The sequence below is a fragment of the Dechloromonas sp. ARDL1 genome (assembly GCF_051122455.1).
GTDB lineage: Bacteria > Pseudomonadota > Gammaproteobacteria > Burkholderiales > Rhodocyclaceae > Azonexus.
Genome location: NZ_CP168939.1, coordinates 1,839,963 through 1,856,407 on the forward strand (window position 1 = coordinate 1,839,963; position 16,445 = coordinate 1,856,407).

The 16,445-nt window shown below is 60.8% G+C and carries 14 protein-coding genes; 11 read left to right on the forward strand and 3 right to left on the reverse strand.

Annotated elements, in window-relative coordinates:
* The first annotated feature begins 42 nt into the window (after nucleotides 1-42).
* The 7 genes from modB to AB6Q56_RS09195 all read left to right on the forward strand — a co-directional run bounded on the left by modB (nucleotide 43) and on the right by AB6Q56_RS09195 (nucleotide 11,631).
* Nucleotides 43-723, forward strand: coding sequence for a molybdate ABC transporter permease subunit (modB, locus tag AB6Q56_RS09165; protein WP_434516741.1), 681 nt, complete (start codon nucleotides 43-45; stop codon nucleotides 721-723).
* Entirely contained in the window at nucleotides 713-1,789 is a 1,077-nt protein-coding gene (gene modC, locus AB6Q56_RS09170) for a molybdenum ABC transporter ATP-binding protein (protein WP_434516742.1), read from the forward strand. The genes modB and modC overlap by 11 nt, the downstream gene beginning before the upstream one ends.
* 482 nt (nucleotides 1,790-2,271) lie before the next feature.
* A complete protein-coding gene (locus tag AB6Q56_RS09175; protein WP_434516743.1) occupies nucleotides 2,272-4,167 on the forward strand; it encodes a TonB-dependent receptor plug domain-containing protein in 1,896 nt (631 codons plus the stop codon).
* 10 nt (nucleotides 4,168-4,177) lie between these two features.
* A complete protein-coding gene (locus AB6Q56_RS09180) occupies nucleotides 4,178-4,720 on the forward strand; it encodes a YfiR family protein (RefSeq protein ID WP_434516744.1) in 543 nt (180 codons plus the stop codon).
* The gene (locus AB6Q56_RS09185) at nucleotides 4,717-7,470 is read left to right on the forward strand and encodes an ATP-binding protein (protein WP_434516745.1); all 2,754 of its coding nucleotides are present in this window, start codon (nucleotides 4,717-4,719) and stop codon (nucleotides 7,468-7,470) included. The genes AB6Q56_RS09180 and AB6Q56_RS09185 overlap by 4 nt, the downstream gene beginning before the upstream one ends.
* Nucleotide 7,471: 1 nt before the next feature.
* Entirely contained in the window at nucleotides 7,472-9,607 is a 2,136-nt protein-coding gene (locus AB6Q56_RS09190; protein ID WP_434516746.1) for a putative bifunctional diguanylate cyclase/phosphodiesterase, read from the forward strand.
* Nucleotides 9,604-11,631 carry a TonB-dependent receptor plug domain-containing protein gene (locus AB6Q56_RS09195; RefSeq protein WP_434516747.1) on the forward strand — a complete coding sequence of 676 codons (2,028 nt, stop codon included), beginning with the start codon at nucleotides 9,604-9,606 and terminating at the stop codon, nucleotides 11,629-11,631. Before AB6Q56_RS09190 ends, AB6Q56_RS09195 begins: the two co-directional genes overlap by 4 nt.
* 153 nt (nucleotides 11,632-11,784) lie before the next feature.
* Here the strand turns inward: AB6Q56_RS09195 and AB6Q56_RS09200 are convergent, their stop codons facing one another.
* From AB6Q56_RS09200 to AB6Q56_RS09210, 3 genes are all read right to left on the reverse strand, one after another.
* The gene (locus tag AB6Q56_RS09200; RefSeq protein ID WP_434516748.1) at nucleotides 11,785-12,456 is read right to left on the reverse strand and encodes an SIMPL domain-containing protein; all 672 of its coding nucleotides are present in this window, start codon (nucleotides 12,454-12,456) and stop codon (nucleotides 11,785-11,787) included.
* A complete protein-coding gene (locus tag AB6Q56_RS09205; protein ID WP_434516749.1) occupies nucleotides 12,453-12,710 on the reverse strand; it encodes a GlsB/YeaQ/YmgE family stress response membrane protein in 258 nt (85 codons plus the stop codon). Before AB6Q56_RS09205 ends, AB6Q56_RS09200 begins: the two co-directional genes overlap by 4 nt.
* 93 nt (nucleotides 12,711-12,803) lie before the next feature.
* The gene (locus AB6Q56_RS09210) at nucleotides 12,804-13,715 is read right to left on the reverse strand and encodes a LysR family transcriptional regulator (protein ID WP_434516750.1); all 912 of its coding nucleotides are present in this window, start codon (nucleotides 13,713-13,715) and stop codon (nucleotides 12,804-12,806) included.
* A gap of 112 nt (nucleotides 13,716-13,827) precedes the next feature.
* On the opposite strand from AB6Q56_RS09210, the gene AB6Q56_RS09215 reads away from it, so the two are divergent.
* From AB6Q56_RS09215 to AB6Q56_RS09230, 4 genes are read left to right on the forward strand one after another with little or no spacing between them, the layout of a single operon-like run.
* Complete coding sequence (locus tag AB6Q56_RS09215; RefSeq protein WP_434516751.1) at nucleotides 13,828-14,631, forward strand: DODA-type extradiol aromatic ring-opening family dioxygenase; 804 nt, start codon at nucleotides 13,828-13,830, stop codon at nucleotides 14,629-14,631.
* Complete coding sequence (locus tag AB6Q56_RS09220) at nucleotides 14,628-15,152, forward strand: cytochrome b (protein WP_434516752.1); 525 nt, start codon at nucleotides 14,628-14,630, stop codon at nucleotides 15,150-15,152. The genes AB6Q56_RS09215 and AB6Q56_RS09220 overlap by 4 nt, the downstream gene beginning before the upstream one ends.
* A gap of 26 nt (nucleotides 15,153-15,178) precedes the next feature.
* Entirely contained in the window at nucleotides 15,179-15,730 is a 552-nt protein-coding gene (locus AB6Q56_RS09225; RefSeq protein ID WP_434516753.1) for a YceI family protein, read from the forward strand.
* 26 nt (nucleotides 15,731-15,756) lie between these two features.
* Nucleotides 15,757-16,326, forward strand: a complete 570-nt coding sequence (locus AB6Q56_RS09230; RefSeq protein ID WP_434516754.1) for a YceI family protein — start codon at nucleotides 15,757-15,759, stop codon at nucleotides 16,324-16,326.
* The last annotated feature ends 119 nt before the right edge of the window (nucleotides 16,327-16,445 follow it).

Here is a 16,445-nt window from a genome sequence, read left to right on the forward strand (position 1 = left end):
CCTGTGTAAACTGCCTGAACTTTTCCCACCGTCCTGGCCCGCATGGATAGTACCGATCTCGCAGCCGTCTGGCTGACCCTGAAACTGGCCACGATTGTCACGCTGCTGCTGCTCATCATTGGTACGCCGATCGCCTGGTGGCTGGCACGCACCCGCTCGGTTTTCAAGGGCGCGGTCGGTGCGGTCGTTGCCTTGCCCTTGGTCCTGCCGCCAACAGTTCTCGGCTTCTACCTGCTGGTCACCATGGGGCCGCACGGGCCCATCGGTCAGCTAACACAATCGCTGGGCCTCGGCCTGCTGCCCTTTACCTTCCCTGGCCTGGTCATCGCCTCGGTGTTCTATTCCCTGCCCTTCGTCGTGCAACCCATACAGAACGCCTTCGAAGCCATCGGTGACGGACCGCTGGAAGTGGCCTCCACGCTGCGCGCAAGTCCCTGGGACACCTTCTGGTCGGTCGCGGTACCACTCGCCAAGCCGGGTTTCCTGTCCGGTGCCATTCTCGGCTTTGCCCATACAGTGGGCGAATTCGGCATTGTACTGATGATCGGCGGCAACATTCCGGAAAAGACGCGCGTCGTCTCGGTACAGATCTACGATCATGTCGAGGCATTGGAATATACCCAGGCCCACTGGCTGTCCGGTGGCATGGTTCTGTTCAGCTTCATGGTGTTGATGGCCTTGTATACCTTCAACCCGGCACGCGGAGGACGCCATGAGCGGTGAAATCAGCGCGCGCTTTCTTATTGAGCGGGCCGAGTTTTCGCTCGATGTCGACTTGAGATTGCCCGGACAGGGCGTAACCGCGCTGTTCGGCCATTCCGGCTCGGGAAAGACCACCTGCCTGCGTGCCATGGCCGGCCTGGAACGGGCAAACCAAGGCTATTTCGCCCTTGGTGACGCGGTATGGCAGGACGAAACGCGCGGCATTTTCCTGCCGCCACACCAGCGTGCCCTGGGGGTCGTTTTCCAGGACGCCGGCCTCTTCCCTCACCTTTCGGTACGCGGAAACATGGAATACGGCCAACGTCGGGCTCGCGGCGCCAGCATCCTGAGCATCTCCGATGTCGCCGACCTGCTCGGCATCGCCCCTTTGCTCGAGCGCTCGCCACGGCAATTGTCAGGGGGAGAACGCCAGCGCGTGGCCATCGCCCGTGCCTTGCTGGCCGCCCCACGGATACTGCTGATGGATGAGCCGCTGGCCGCCCTCGACCTCCGGCGCAAGAACGAAATCCTTCCCTACCTCGAACGCCTGCACCGCGACCTGGATATTCCAATCATCTACGTCAGTCACGCTCCGGACGAAGTGGCGCGCCTGGCCGACCACCTGGTTCTGCTCGACAACGGAAAGGCGGTCGCCAGCGGACCGCTCAACGACGTGCTCGGCCGCATCGACTTGCCGGCAGCCTTTGCCGACGATGCAGGGGTCGTCATTGATGCCCGCATCGCGGCTCACGAAGCCGACGACCTCACGCGCCTCGAGTTTTCGGGTGGCATGATCTTCGTTTCCCGCCGCAGCGAAGCCATCGGCACGACGCTGCGCTGCCGCATTCACGCCCGGGATGTCAGCTTGGCGCTGGTGCCGCAAATGTTGTCCAGCATCCTGAATTGTGTGACCGCCACCGTCATCGACCTGGCGCCAACCGACACCCCGGGCCACGTTATGGTCAAATTACAGGCAGGTGGCGAGCCTTTGCTCGCGCGCATTACCCGACGATCAGCCGAGAAGCTCGAAATACGCCCCGGCCTCGTCCTGCGCGCCCAGATCAAGGCGGTTGCCCTGCTCAGCTGAGCGACAGCACAGGCGGGGTAGGTTGCTCTCCGACGATTCGCCCCCGGAAGCCGACAACACGGGCATCCAAACCCCAGCCCGCCCAGTTGATGCGAAAAACGATGCCAGGCTGAAATATTTCACATTTTTATAAATAGCCTTATCAATTTCCTGCTAATTCAGCTTGCATTATCAAACAGCCAAGGCGAAAATCACGGGCGAAGCTACAAATTAACAAAAACAATATTTATGATATGCCGCATATTGGGAGCAACAATGAGATATGCAAGCGTTTTGCTGGCACTCCTTTCAGGCTTCTCGACAAACAGCCTGGCTACCGACCCTTTTATCGATGACCTGAGTCTCGAAGAGCTCGTCAAGACCGACATCACCTCGGTCACACGCAAGAGTCAGAGTATCTCCGACGTGGCCGCTGCGGCTTTCGTCATTTCCTCTGAAGACATCCGGCGTCTGGTGCACAGGCCCTGCCCGATGTATTGCGCATGGTGCCGGGCATCCAGGTCGCGCAAATCGACAATGGCCGCTATGCGGTCACTGCACGCAGCCATAACGGACGATTCGCGACCAAGCTGCAAGTCCTGATCGATGGCCGCAGCATCTATCACCCGCTATTTGCCGGCGTCATGTGGGAGCTCGATCCGATTCCGCTTGAGGATATCGAGCGCATCGAAGTCATTCGCGGAGCCGGGGCGGTCATGTGGGGCGCCAACGCGGTCAATGGCCTGATCAACATCATCAGCAAGCCAACGCGCAGTCAGGCGGGGGCCGCACTCAGCGTTGCCGGCGGCACGCAGGGCAACGGCAACCTGTACGCCCGGTTCGGACAGGTCGTCAATGACAGCACCAGTTGGCGCCTTTCCGCCCAGGGGCGTCATATCGACAACTCCCAACAACACGGTTACCCAGGAAATGCCCGCGACCGCCTGGATAACATGCTGGTCGACTTTCGTCTCGACCATGCGCTGGGCGGCGGCCGCGATCTGAGCATCTGGGCCAACGCCACCCAGTCGAGAACCGGCGACATCTGGCGGACCAAACCGGACTGGAACCAGCCCGGACTTCACGTTTCTCCCTACTTCCCGACACAGGAGCTGAACAGTCAGAGCCTGGTCGGTCGCTATCGGTGGCTGAGCGATGCCGGCATCGAATCTTCCTTGCTGATGTCGGTGATCAACTCCGGCATCGACATTACCGACTTCATCCACGAGAGCCGCAATACCTATGACATGGACTATCAGGGCCGCCTGGTCCTCAAGCAGCACGACTTGATCTGGGGTCTCAACCACCGCTCATCGATGGATGAGATTTCAACCAACGAACCCTACATCAAGGTGAGCGGCTCATCGTACAACCAGAAAAACACCGGCATTTTCCTGCACGACGACTGGACGCTGCTGCCCGACACCCTGAAACTGGGTATGGGAGCACGGGCCGACAAGAGTAGCCGGAATGGTACGAACTATTCCGCCAATGCCACCATGCTGTGGACCCCGACGCGCACCGACTCCGCCTGGCTGAAACTGGCCCAGGCGCCGCGCGTCTCCACGCGCGCCGAGCGCGACATATCCATCGTCGCCCAGGGATCCGTCACCCAACAGGCCGGCGCCGCCATTCCGGTCATCACCTATGCCAGCGCCAACAGCAATTTCGGCCCCGAAATGTCGCGCGGCGTGGAACTCGGCTACCGCAAGCAATTCTCCAGCAACTTCAATGCCGATATAAACGCCTATCGCTACCGTCTAACCAAACAACGTTCGGGCGCCCAGACCGGCATGTTCGGCTGTCACGCATTTCTGCCGGCACAGAACGTCGCCGCCTGCAACTACTTCGGCGTCCCCACCACCTTTCCCGGAACGCTGGCACTGTTCAACCTGACCCATGTGGTAAACGAAGGGGCTGGCTGGAATAACGGCATCGAGCTCTCCGCCGACTGGCTGGTCGCACCCTCTTGGCGACTGCAATTGTCGTATGCCTGGAGCACCTTGAAGATGGATCGCAACAACGACCCCATCGTCAATAGCGATGCCGAAATCACCGAGCAGGCCCATCCGAGGCACGTTGCCTCCTTGCGCTCGCAGTGGAACATCACCAGCCACCAACAGTTCGACCTGTGGCTGCGCGGCTCCAGCGGCTACCAGCAACTCAGGCTGATCGACACGGTACCCAATACCGGCACCGCCCCCCGCTTCGACCGCATTGGCGGCTATATCACCCTGGATCTACGCTATGCCTATCGCTGGAACAAGGATCTCGAATTTGCATTGATCGGCCGCAATCTGATCGCTTCAAATCGCCCCGAAAGCTATTCCGACTACATCCCCACCACGCCCACAGAGATCCCGAGAACCTGGCTGGTCAGCACCCGCTGGACGTTCTGATACCTCAAGCATGCCTCATCGCATCCTCCGTCGAATCATCGCACCACTGACGCTGGCCTTGGGCCTGGCGCTGGCGATGCCGTCGACCTTCGGGGAGGTGACATCGGAATCGCAACTCAAGGCAGCCTACCTGGTTAACTTCCTGAAATACGTCGAATGGCCGGGAACCCGCAGCACGATCAGCATCTGCCTGTTCGGACGCGAAAATCTCGGCCCCTATCTGGCCAGCTACGAAGGACGCCTGATCGCTGGGCGCGAACTGCGCATCCGTAAGGTGAGCAGCCCGGACCAGCTTTCGGACTGCCAGGCGCTGTTCATCCCCGACACTGAAGAAGCCCGCATTGGCGCCGTCTTGCGCTGGGTCGACCGACAACCCATACTGACGGTGAGCGACGTCGAAACCTTCGTCCGGGATGGCGGGGCCATCGCCTTGATCCGCAATGAAGGGCGCCTGCAATTTGATGTCAATGCCGAAACGATCAGTCGTGCCAACCTGAAAGCGAGTTCGCAAATGCTACGCCTCGCCCGCCAAGTTACCGGAGCCGCTCGATGAAGCACGATCTGCCCATTCGCCGCCGGCTGGCCCTGATCATTACCGTATCGATCGGCATCAGCCTGCTGTGTACGGCGCTGTTCTTTGCCGCACGACAAACCGAACACCGGCGCTCAGCCAAACTGACCGAACTGCGCTCGATGGCTGAGGTGATCGCCTTCAATGCTACCGCTGTCGTCGAGTTCCAGGATGCCCCCGGCGCCGAACGCCTGTTTGCCGCCCTGGCCCGGCACCCGGACATCGTGCTCGGCCGCATGACCAACGCCGACGGCAGTTTTACCCACACTTACCAACTCGCTGGGGCCGGCTCACCCGCCGTAGCCCATCGTCAGACAGTTCTCGTCAACGGATCAGGAGCGGTAGCCGACTGGAGCCATGTGACCAGCATCGTGCCGATCTCCATGAATGAAGCCACCATCGGCATGGTTTCCCTGACTGCGAGTCTTGGCAGTGTCTGGCGCGAAATCGCGACCGATCTGGCAGCCTTTGCCGCAGCCTCGCTGGTCGCATTTGGGCTGGCGCTGCTTATTGCCAACCGGATGCAGCGTTCCCTGCTCTCGGCCCTGGGATCATTGACCGACACCGCCAATCGAGTGGCCGGTAGCAAGAATTTCAGTGAGCGGGCAACCAAACACTCCAACGACGAAATTGGACAATTGGCCGATGCCTTCAATACCATGCTCGTCGAAATTGCCAGCCGTGACGAGGCGCTGGAACAATATCGCGAACATCTCGAGGAAGAAGTCGATCGGCGAACTCAGGAACTGGTTCTCGCCAAGGAAGCCGCAGAGGGAGCCAACCGCGCAAAGAGTGCCTTCCTGGCCAACATGAGCCACGAAATCCGCACGCCGATGAACGGCATCATCGGCGTTGCCGACTTGCTCGCCGCCGGCAAGCTCAGCGCCCACCAGCTCAGCCAGCTGGCAACCCTGCGTGGCTCGGCCGACTCGCTACTTTTCCTGCTTAACGACATTCTCGATTTCTCGCGTATCGAAGCAGGGGGGCTGCAGCTTGAAAAACTCCCCTTCCCCTTCCGCGAGGTGATCGGGCAGGTAGCCCAGGCCTTTGCGCCTGCCGCACGCAAGAAAGGGTTGGAATTATGGTTCGATATTGACCCGAATCTCCCGGACTACATCCTCGGCGATAAGTATCGTCTCGGCCAGATCATCACCAACCTGCTCAACAATGCGATCAAATTCACCAGCAACGGTGGGATTCGTATATCTTGCCGATGCAATCCTGAAGGTGGCAAGCAGCAGTTGAGCATCGACGTACAGGACACCGGCATCGGCATCAGCGAAGCCGCGCAGCGCGACATTTTTTCCCCCTTCCGCCAGGCCGATAACAGCATGAGCCGCCGCTTCGGCGGTAGCGGACTGGGGCTGGCCATTGTCCATGATCTCATCCAGTTGATGGGCGGTCGGATCACGGTCGCCAGTACCCCAGGTCAAGGTTCGGTGTTTTCGATCACGCTGCCCTTGTTGGGCACCTGCGGAGATATCCGCCAACTACCGGACTGGATGCCGGGCCTGCGCGGCAGGCGTGTCGTCGTTTCCTGCCGCAACGAAACGCGTTGCCAGCACTGGCTGACGCTGTTGCGCTGGGCAGGAATCGAAGCCATTTCCGCCTCGTTCCCCACGCAGGACGCGTCGACACCCGGAGATTTCAACGCGGACACGGTCCTGGTCGAGGACAGCACCGATTTGCGCAGCATCCTCAAATTGCGCGACACCTGGCCGACAGCACCGGCACTGATCGTACGTGGCGTGGCCAGCCCGGAAGGACAGATTCTGCCCATGCCGGAATGGATCGAGGGGGAATTGAGCGAGCCCTTCGGCGACCTGGCACTATGGACCGAACTGGCGCAGATGTGGAGCCTGACTGAAGAAGACGAGGAAGAGACGGCGCAGACCGGCGGCGCATTGCATTTCGGCGCCGATGTGTTGATGGTCGAAGACAACGACACGAACCGTCTGATTCTCGAGCAGATTCTCAATACCCTGGGTTGCCAGACCAGCCATGCGATGAACGGACAGGAAGCCCTGGATATCCTGCAGCAGAGAACGTTCGATATGGTTCTGATGGATGTCCAGATGCCGGTCATGGACGGCCTGACGGCAACCCGCCGCATCCGCGAACGAGAAGCCGCTGAAGGATTGCCGCGACAGACGATCATCGCGCTGACGGCGAATGCGCTCGCCGGTGACCGCGAGATGTGCCTGCAGGCCGGGATGGACGACTATGTCGCCAAACCGGTCACTATCGGCGGCATCAGCACGGCGATGCTGCGCTGGCTGCGAGCGACACGCATCGGAAACGAAGCCATGGAGAAAATCGAAGAGCCGCCCCCCCAGGCCGTGCCAGAGAACAAGGCGGGAACAGCCGTGCTCCCGAGCTTCGACTTCCGTGAACTGCGCGCCAGCCTCGGCAAGGAAGCCGATCGCATTATTCCGAACGTGGTGAACTCGTACCTGCGCGAAGGTACCTCCCACATTGAGGTGCTGTCGAACCTGAGCGGAGACTTCGACCTCGAGCACATTACCCGCATCGTGCACAACCTGAAGAGCTCAAGCGCGGCACTCGGACTGGCCGATTTCTCGGCGCTTTGCAAGGCAGCAGAACAGGCAGCCCGCAACCGGCAGCCCGCTACGCTCCTCGGCCTGCTACCGGGCATCGTTTCGGAATTCGCGCTGGTCCGCTCGGCAGCCGAACAACTCCTCGACGAACTCGGTCAGAAAAAGGCAGGATAAAGTGGATAACATCAAGCCCCGAATCCTGATCGTCGACGATGAGCCGGTCATGCGCACCATCACCGAATCGGTGCTGGCGCAGCACGAGTTTGACGTCAGTACGGCCAGCTCGGCCGAACAAGCCATCCTGATGATCAGCGAGGGCCACGTTCCCGACCTGATCCTGCTCGATGTGCTGATGCCCGGCATGAACGGCTTCGAAGCCTGCCGGATCCTGCGCCGCAAGCATCGCCTGGAACACCTGCCGATCATCATGCTCACCGCGCTCGACGACCAGACTTCCATCGACGAAGCGTATCGCTGCGGCGCCACGGACTTCATCACCAAGCCGCTCAACATTCCGCTGATGCCACATCGCATCCGCTACCTGCTGCGCTCCGCCTCAGCCATCCGCGAGCTGTACGACAGCCAGGCCACGCTGATCAACACCCAGCAGATCGCGCGCCTCGGCAACTGGACAACCGACACCGAGGGCAACATCATTCGCGCCTCGCGGGAATACCTGGAAATCATCGGAGCCAGCCAGCTCCCCTTCCCCGACAAGCGCCTGATGGCCCGGGTACACCGCGAAGACCGCACCCTGCTGCTGCGCCAGCGCGCCGAACTGTGCATGGGGCGCCCATACCAGATCGACTATCGTCTACGCGGCCTGGCCGACAGCAATGCCTGGCAGCACGTCCACGAACGCGGCTTTCCCCGTTTCGACGAACGCCATCGCTATATCGGCGCCGAGGGGTTCACTCAGGACATTACCGAGCGCGTCACGCAGGAGGAAAGGATACGCGACCTGGCTTGGCACGATGCGGTCACCGGGCTGAATAACCGTGCCCGCCTGGTCGAATTGCTCGAACGCGAGGCCGAACTATCGGGAAAACATCCCCTGTCGATCGTCTTCATCCATTTGGCCAATCTGCGGGATGTGCAGACAGTCCTCGGCCAGGAGATTGCCGACGCCACCATCCGCGCCCTGACCGGCCGTCTCAAGGGCTTGCTCGAAGCGCCGGAATGCAGCTGCGGGACCGATCTCGACAGCATTCAACAGGTCAAGCTGGCGCGCTACGACGAACACTCCCTGATCGCCGCCCTGCCGGGGAGCATGACCAAGGAGCGAGTTCAATGCTTCTCCGGGCAAATCGTCGAAATCATGCAGCGTCCGCTGCTGCTGCAAGGCGAAGAAGTCCTGGTCAAGGCCTTCCTCGGCATCGCAGACTACCCTGAGCATGCCGACGCCATTCCTGAACTGATGCGCCAGGCCATGCTGGTCGCCACCCAGGCATCGGCTGGCGGCGGCGCCAGCGTCAGCTTCTTCGATCCGCAGCATGACCGCGCAGCCAGCCATCGCATGATGCTCGAACGCCATCTGCGGGCGGCCATCGATCAAGGCGGCCAACTGCAACCCTACTTCCAGCCCAAACTGTGCGCCCGCACAGGAGCTCTGACCGGCGCCGAAGTCCTGCTGCGCTGGAAGCACCCCGAACTGGGCATGATTTCCCCGGGCGAGTTCATTCCCTTGGCCGAGGAAACCGGTTTGATCCACCCGATCAGCGAATGGCTGATCGCCCATGTCTGCGACCTGATCGCCGACTGGCACACCTGGGGCATGAAACCGGGACGGATCAGCATCAATCTGTCGGCCGACAGTATTTTCGAACGCTCGCTCATCCAGTTCATCGACGAACAACTCCACCGCACCGGCATTCCGCCCGAATCGCTGGTCATCGAGCTCACCGAAAGCCTGCTGATGCAGAACGCCGATACCGCCCAGAACGTCATCGGCGAGTTGCGCCAACGCGGCATCCACGTTTCGCTCGACGATTTCGGAACGGGATTCTCCTCACTCGGCTACCTGAACCGTTTCAGCATCGACGAAATCAAGATCGACCGTTCCTTCGTCATCGATCTCGAAAACGACAGCCGCGAGCGGGCGCTGGTTCACGCGATCATCACCCTCGGCCACGCCCTCGGCCTGACGGTTGTTGCCGAAGGCGTCGAAACCGAGCGCCAAGCTTCGTTATTGCGCGAGATCGGTTGCGACACTTTCCAGGGATTCCTGTTCGCGCGCCCCATGCCGGTCCAGGACTTCCTCAACTTCCAACCGGTGGCAGCTTCGCTCGCACCGGCAAACGAACCCGAATGACGGCCGGGAATATCCGCCCCGCCCGCCTCCTTTCCATCACGGCACTGAGCGTGCTGCTCGCCTTGGCTACCCCGGCCTGGGGCAGCATCGATGGCATCGACAATTCGCTGGAGGATCTGCTCAAGGTCCGTATCGTATCGACCCCCAAGTTTGCCGAAAATCCGGACCAGATTCCTTCGGTCGTCTCCATCGTCACCGCCGACGATATTCGTTTATACGGCTGGCGTACCCTGGGCGACGCACTGCGCAGCCTGCAGGGCTTCACGGTTACCCACGACCAAACCTACGCCTACGGCGGCGTGCGCGGCATCTCGCAACCCGGGGACTACCGCCCGCGCATGCAAACCCTGATCGACGGCCAGTCGATCAATGAAAATGTTTTCGCCAGCGTGCCGGTCGATTCAGCCTTCCCGCTCGATATCGGACTGATCGAGCGCATCGAGGTCATCCGTGGCCCCAGTGCGGCAATCTACGGCGGCGACGCCATGTTCGGTGTCATCAACGTCGTGACCCGCAGCGGGAGCAGCGTTGGAAGCGAAGCCTCACTCAAGGTCGGCAGTGGCGCGGACCGTCGCCTGCGCCTGAGCTGGGGCGGCCTGGTCGGCGGTCACGATGTACTGCTCTCGGTTTCCGGCTTCGAGACCCATGGCCGCACGCTATCGGTCGACGATGTCAGCGGTGACGGCTCGCGCCGCGACCTGCATCGTGTCGGCGGCAAGGAAGGTGGGCAACTGTTTGCAAAAATCCGGGGGAGCGACTGGCATCTGTCGCTAATCCACGCCAAACGCGAAAAAACCGTCCCCACCGCCAGCTACGACACCATTGCCGACGACCATAGCCACACGGAAACCGATGCCTATACCTTGCTCAACCTGAGCAAGGAGTGGCGACTCAACACCAGCAACACCTTGCATCAGCAGCTTTACCTCGGCGACTATCGTTTCGATGGTCACTTTCCCTACGACTATTCGACAGCTCCGGTCGCCGATCCGCACGTCATGAACATCGATAGGGCACGCGGCAGTTGGTGGGGCATCGAGAACCGACTGGTGAATACCGCCTGGTCCGGCCAACGGATCACACTGGGTATCGAATACAAGTCAAACTGGCGCCAGAACCAGCTCAATTTCGACCGCGGCTATGGTTGCGTAGACAATGGCACCACGACGCCCTGCCTCGACGACCACCGTAGAAGCACGCAAATTTCGCTCACTGCACAGGACGAGATCCAGATTGGCAACGCCACACTGCTCACGCTCGGACTCAGCCACGATCGCATCGATGCGCAAGGCCGCCTTGCTTCGTTCTGGAACCCGCGCATCGGGCTGACCCACGAAACGCAAAGCGCAGGACTGTTCAAAATTCTTTACGGAACCGCCTTCCGCGTACCCACCGTTTACGAACGCTACTACACGGCGCCGAGCTTCGCCTACGGCAACCCTTCACTGGAGCCGGAAAAGATGCGCTCACTGGAAATCGCCTGGGAGAAGCGTTTCGGCATACAGTCGAAGTTGACGGCCACGGCCTACCATTTCCATATTGACCGAATGGTAACGACGGATGAAAACGACGTGGCCATCAATGGATCACCAGCCCGGGCAAGCGGCCTGGAAATCGAGTATGAGCAACGCTGGAATAACGGCGGCCACCTGCGCACAGGCTATGGCATCCAGCACGCGGCGAACGAAGCGCGCCATTTCGACAACTCGCCGCGCCACATGGTCAAGGCCAATATCGGCATGCCGATCGGCATTCCCCACGTAATGGCGGGATTGGAAGGCCAGTGGATCAGCCGCCGCTGCGCCGACATGGGCAATCAGTCGGTCCCGGCCTACCTGCTGACCAACCTCAACCTGCGCTATGCCCCATCCGGCGAACGCTGGGAAGTCGCGCTGGGCATCTACAACCTGTTCGACCGGCAATACGCCGACCCGGTATCCAGCGACCAGATCATGGGCGTCCGCCGCTGGCAAATGCCGCAGCTCGGTCGAACCGCCATGCTGCATACAACGCTGCGCTTCTAAGAAGCTGTAACGAAATGAAGCGGTCTTGGCTAGGCGTGCCGACGCAGACAGTACAATGCGTACGGCAAGGAGGCACAACAACGCCAGGATCATTTTGTTAGCGCTTCGAAGCCGCAGCATTGCCTCGGTGCAGCAGCCTCCCCGGCCAGCCCATCAGTCGGCTAGTTCGATCTGCCCGCTGACATTGGTGGTGACCACGCTCTCGCCCGCTTCCAGCGGCGCTGGCGCAGCCTCGGCCATCATCGCCGCAGCGCGGACGCGTGGCATCGGCGTGGGTGGCATGCCGCCCGCCTGGTTGATATTCATCTGCTTGATCTTCCAGCCCTTACCCAGCGTATCGGCGATCAACGCGGCACGATTCTGGAAGGCGCGGATGGCCTCGCGCATGGCTTCGTCTTCCGCCTGATGCCGCGTTTCGGGCGAAGGCATCTGGCTGATGTCGCCAACCGCCAGGCGCATCTGCTGCAGGCGCCCCAGCAGATCGGAAACGGTGCCGAAATCCTTCGATTCGATCAGCAGCTCGCTGCGCATCCGCCAGCCATCGATCTTGCGTGCCTGGGTGTAGACCGGATAGGTCGACTGATTTCCGCTCTTGACGCTGACGCCTTTCCTGTCGCGAATGACCTTGAGCGCCTCGGCGATATCGCCGTTAACGCGCCGTGCCAGTTCGGCCGGATTGCTGCCCGTGGCTTCGCTGAACACGCTGGCGCGCACCATGTCGTTGGCGGCGGGCCGGCTGGCCTCGGCGGACAGATCGATCAGAGCCCCCGCCTGGGCGGTTGCGGCCAGGCCCATGGCCAACAAAGCAAGCAGTTTCTTTTTCATTGGATTCCCTTATCGCGGAAACGACCGTAAATAACCAGCAGGATGATCGCGACCACCACCGACGCAATAAATCCTGCCCCTTGGCCAGCCTGATACCAGCCCATGGCCTGCCCGACGACACCAGCCAGGAAGGAGCCGACCACCCCGAGCAGGATGGTGGCGATGAAACCCATGTTTTCCTTGCCAGGATGCAGGAACTTGGCGACCAGGCCAACGACGAAGCCGACCACGATGGTCCACACGATACCGCTCATTCAGATTTTCCTTTTTTCAGTTGCATGAACCGGAAATGGCAGCTGCTCCGAAGCGGCAGCACATGCATTCCTGCATATTAACGCCTCGTCATTTCAGCGGTTGTCGTCACTGCGTAAAGAATTGTTTCTCTCCGGCTGCTGCATGAGTTGCTCGGCAAGCGTGTCCATGAGCACCCGCACCCGATGCGGCACGTGCCGGTTGCTGGGCAGCAAGGCATAAATACCCAATTCAGGGCATGGGAAGTCCTGAAGTATTTCGACCAGGCGCCCGCTGGCGAGAAAGCTGTCCGCAACGAAATCGGGGTGGCAGGTGATTCCCATCCCCTGTGCCGCCGCTTCGGCAAGAACCTCTCCATTGTTCGCGTTAAGGCAACTGCGCACGGAAAAGCTCTCGAATTGCCCGTTAACCATGAACTGCCACGCGATGCTATGCCCGCCGGTATTGGTGTACCCCAGGCACTGGTGTCGCGCCAATTCGGATGGATGCATCGGTGTTCCGTGTCGCGCGAGGTATTCGGGTGCCGCCAGGAGCCGCAGGCGACTGCCCCCGATCCGGCGCGCAATGTCGCCAGACTCCAGGCGCCGGGTGATACGGATGGCAAGATCGATACCCTCCTCGATCAGGTTGACCCGTTGGTCGCTGTACTCCATATCGAGCCGGACCTCAGGGTAGCGCCGAGCAAATGCCAGCAGCATTGGGGCCAGGCGCTTCAGGCCGAAACTCAGCGGCAGCCCCATGCGAATGTTGCCGCGTGGCGTCTGGCGCTCTTCGGCCACTCCGGTTTCGGCGGCCTCGACAAGATTGAGAATGACCCGGCACTTTTCCAGATAAGCCGTGCCGGCCGATGTCAGGGTCAGGCGCCGGGTGCTGCGCGCCATCAACTTGACGCCAAGGTGCGCCTCCAGGCCGGCAATCTGCCGCGTCACCACGGAACGGGCGACACCAATCTGCTGGGCAACGGCAGAAAAACTGCCGAGTTCGGCTACCCGTACGAACAACTGCATTGCATCCAGACGATCCATTGTTGCTTAATTAGCAATAGTGATTTGTCAATTGTCCTCTATTTCGCACCAAAAAACGAGCATACAGTAGGCCCATCGCAAACGGAGTGCTGTCATGAACCCGATCCAACCTGCCCTCTTCGTCCCGCATGGCGCGCCCACCTTCGCGCTGCGTCCGGGCGCAGCCGGCGCCGCGCTGGTCGCCAAGGCGGCCACCTTGCCGCTGCCCCGCGCCATCATCATGGTCAGCGCGCATTGGGATACGGCCGTGCCAACCGTCGGCTTTGCCGAGAAGCTTGAAACCATCCACGACTTCTGGGGCTTTCCGGAAACGCTATACACCATCCGCTACCCGGCCACCGGCTGTCCTGAAGCCTCGCGCGAAGTGGTCACTGCACTGGAACAGGCCGGCCTGCCCGTCGCCACCGATAGCAAACGTGGCCTGGACCATGGTGCCTGGGTACCGCTGCGCCTGATGTTCCCCGATGCCGAGGTACCCGTCGTTCCGCTTTCCGTGCAAAGCCGAGGCGGCCCGGAACAGGCTTACCGGATCGGTCGCGCCCTTGCCCCGCTGGCTGCCAAAGGATTTCTGATCATCGGTTCGGGCAGCATCACCCATAACCTGCGCGATTTTCAGGCCGCCTGGCAAAACGGCGGACAAACACCGGCCTACGTCCGTGAATTTGCCGACTGGGTCGCCGAGCGGGTGGCTGACGACGATGCGCCTGCCCTGCTCGACTACCGCCGTCGGGCGCCGGGCGGCATGCAGGCACATCCCAGCGAGGAACATCTGTTGCCCTTTCATGTCGCACTTGGAGCCGGCGGCGACCATCCGCGCAGCCAACGCTTCCACGCCGGCATCGACGATTACGTAATCGCCATGGACGCTTATGCCTTTGAACAAGGAGAACCCGCATGAGCTACACGAAAACCGCCAAGGCCCTGCACTGGCTGATGGCAGCCCTGCTCTTCGCCCTCCTGGCCCTGGGTTTCACCATGCAAGACCTGCCGCTGTCGCCGGAAAAACTGAAGCTTTACTCCTGGCACAAGTGGGCCGGCGTCACCGCCTTCCTGCTCGTCAGCTTCCGCCTGCTGTGGCGCATGGCCCATCGCCCGCCGCCCTTGCCCGACAGCATGCCGAAGATCATGCAGTTCGCCGCCCACGCCGGTCACCTGCTGCTCTACGTGCTGATGATCGTCATCCCGCTATCCGGTTGGCTAATGAGTTCGGCCAAGGGCTTCCAGACCGTTTATTTCGGCGTGCTGCCCATCCCCGACCTGCTGGAAAAGAACAAGGAAGTCGGTGACCTGCTCGCCCTGGTACACAAGAGCCTGAACCTGCTCTTCGTCGCCGTGCTCGCCGGGCACATCGGTGCCGCGCTGAAGCACCACTTTATCGACAAGGATGACATCCTGACCCGGATGCTGCCCAAGCACTGATACCCCCCAAAAAACGGAGAACCGACATGAAAAAAATCATTCTCGCCCTTGCCATGGTCACTGCCTTCTCGGTCCAGGCCGTCGAATACAACCAGGTCCAGCCGGACAAGAGCACCATCAACTTCACTTACAAGCAGATGGGCGTCGCCGTCGATGGCAAGTTCAAGAAGTTTGCCAGCCAGTTGAATTTCGACCCCGCCAAACCGACGGCTGCCAAGGCCACCTTCGACGTCGATCTGGCCAGCGTCGACACTGGCGCTCCGGAAGGCGATCAGGAAGTCGCCGGCAAGCCGTGGTTCAACACCAAGGCCTTCCCCACTGCCAAATTCGTTTCCGGCACCATCAAGCCGCTCGGCGGCAACAAGTACGAAGTTGCCGGTCAGCTCAGCATCAAGGGCAAGACGCAGGAGGTGATCGTTCCCGCTACCTTCACCGCGCAAGGCAACACCGGCGTTTTCGACGGCAGCTTCACCATCCGCCGCGCCGACTTTTCCATTGGCGAAGGCTCCTGGGCCAAGTTCGACATCGTCGCCAACGACGTCCTGATCAAGTTCCGCATCACCGCCAACAGCAAGTAACCCCAACCTCAATCGGAGAACCCACCATGAAGAAGCAACTCGCCACCCTCGCCCTCGCCATTGCTGCCGCCGCCCCGGCCTTCGCTGCGTCGGAAACCTTCGTCGCCGACAGCTCCCACACCTTCTCGCGCTTCTCGTACAGCCACTTCGGCTACTCGACCCAACTGTCGCGCTTCAACAAGAACAGCGGCAAGGTCATCTTCGACAAGGCCGCCAAGACCGGCTCCGTCGACATCGTGATCGACACCAAATCGGTCGACACCGGCAACGACACCTTCAACGAGCATATTCAGGGCGAAGACTTCCTCGACACTGCCAAGTACCCGACTGCCACCTTCAAGTCCACCAAGGTCATCTTCGAAGGCGACAAGCCAGCTAGGATTGAAGGCAACCTGACCCTGAAGGGCGTCACCAAACCGGTCAGCCTGACCGTGACCTCCTTCCAGGCCATGCCGCACCCGATGCTGAAGAAGGACGCCATCGGTGCCAATGCCTACACCGTGGTCAAGCGCTCCGAATTCAACGCCGGCAAGTACGCACCGTACGTTGGCGACGAAGTCCGCATCGACGTCGCCATCGAAGCCATCAAGGAATAAATCGTTGTTTTATTGGCGGCTGGCACCCCAGCCGCCATTGAAAAGCTGGACTATGAGCATCTCCATGTCGCGGCGTCCTTTGGCGATATGTGCAGGATCGTGTCTGCGTCGATCAGGCC

Excerpts from the sequence above, each read along its gene's own strand:
- AB6Q56_RS09230 (WP_434516754.1), top strand. The coding sequence starts at position 15,757 with ATGAAGAAGCAACTCGCCACCCTCGCCCTCGCCATTGCTGCCGCCGCC.
- AB6Q56_RS09210 (WP_434516750.1), bottom strand. The coding sequence starts at position 13,715 with ATGCAGTTGTTCGTACGGGTAGCCGAACTCGGCAGTTTTTCTGCCGTT.
- modB (WP_434516741.1), top strand. The coding sequence starts at position 43 with ATGGATAGTACCGATCTCGCAGCCGTCTGGCTGACCCTGAAACTGGCC.
- AB6Q56_RS09175 (WP_434516743.1), top strand. The coding sequence starts at position 2,272 with ATGGTGCCGGGCATCCAGGTCGCGCAAATCGACAATGGCCGCTATGCG.
- AB6Q56_RS09215 (WP_434516751.1), top strand. The coding sequence starts at position 13,828 with ATGAACCCGATCCAACCTGCCCTCTTCGTCCCGCATGGCGCGCCCACC.
- AB6Q56_RS09200 (WP_434516748.1), bottom strand. The coding sequence starts at position 12,456 with ATGAAAAAGAAACTGCTTGCTTTGTTGGCCATGGGCCTGGCCGCAACC.
- AB6Q56_RS09180 (WP_434516744.1), top strand. The coding sequence starts at position 4,178 with ATGCCTCATCGCATCCTCCGTCGAATCATCGCACCACTGACGCTGGCC.
- AB6Q56_RS09205 (WP_434516749.1), bottom strand. The coding sequence starts at position 12,710 with ATGAGCGGTATCGTGTGGACCATCGTGGTCGGCTTCGTCGTTGGCCTG.
- AB6Q56_RS09225 (WP_434516753.1), top strand. The coding sequence starts at position 15,179 with ATGAAAAAAATCATTCTCGCCCTTGCCATGGTCACTGCCTTCTCGGTC.
- AB6Q56_RS09185 (WP_434516745.1), top strand. The coding sequence starts at position 4,717 with ATGAAGCACGATCTGCCCATTCGCCGCCGGCTGGCCCTGATCATTACC.
- AB6Q56_RS09220 (WP_434516752.1), top strand. The coding sequence starts at position 14,628 with ATGAGCTACACGAAAACCGCCAAGGCCCTGCACTGGCTGATGGCAGCC.
- modC (WP_434516742.1), top strand. The coding sequence starts at position 713 with ATGAGCGGTGAAATCAGCGCGCGCTTTCTTATTGAGCGGGCCGAGTTT.
- AB6Q56_RS09195 (WP_434516747.1), top strand. The coding sequence starts at position 9,604 with ATGACGGCCGGGAATATCCGCCCCGCCCGCCTCCTTTCCATCACGGCA.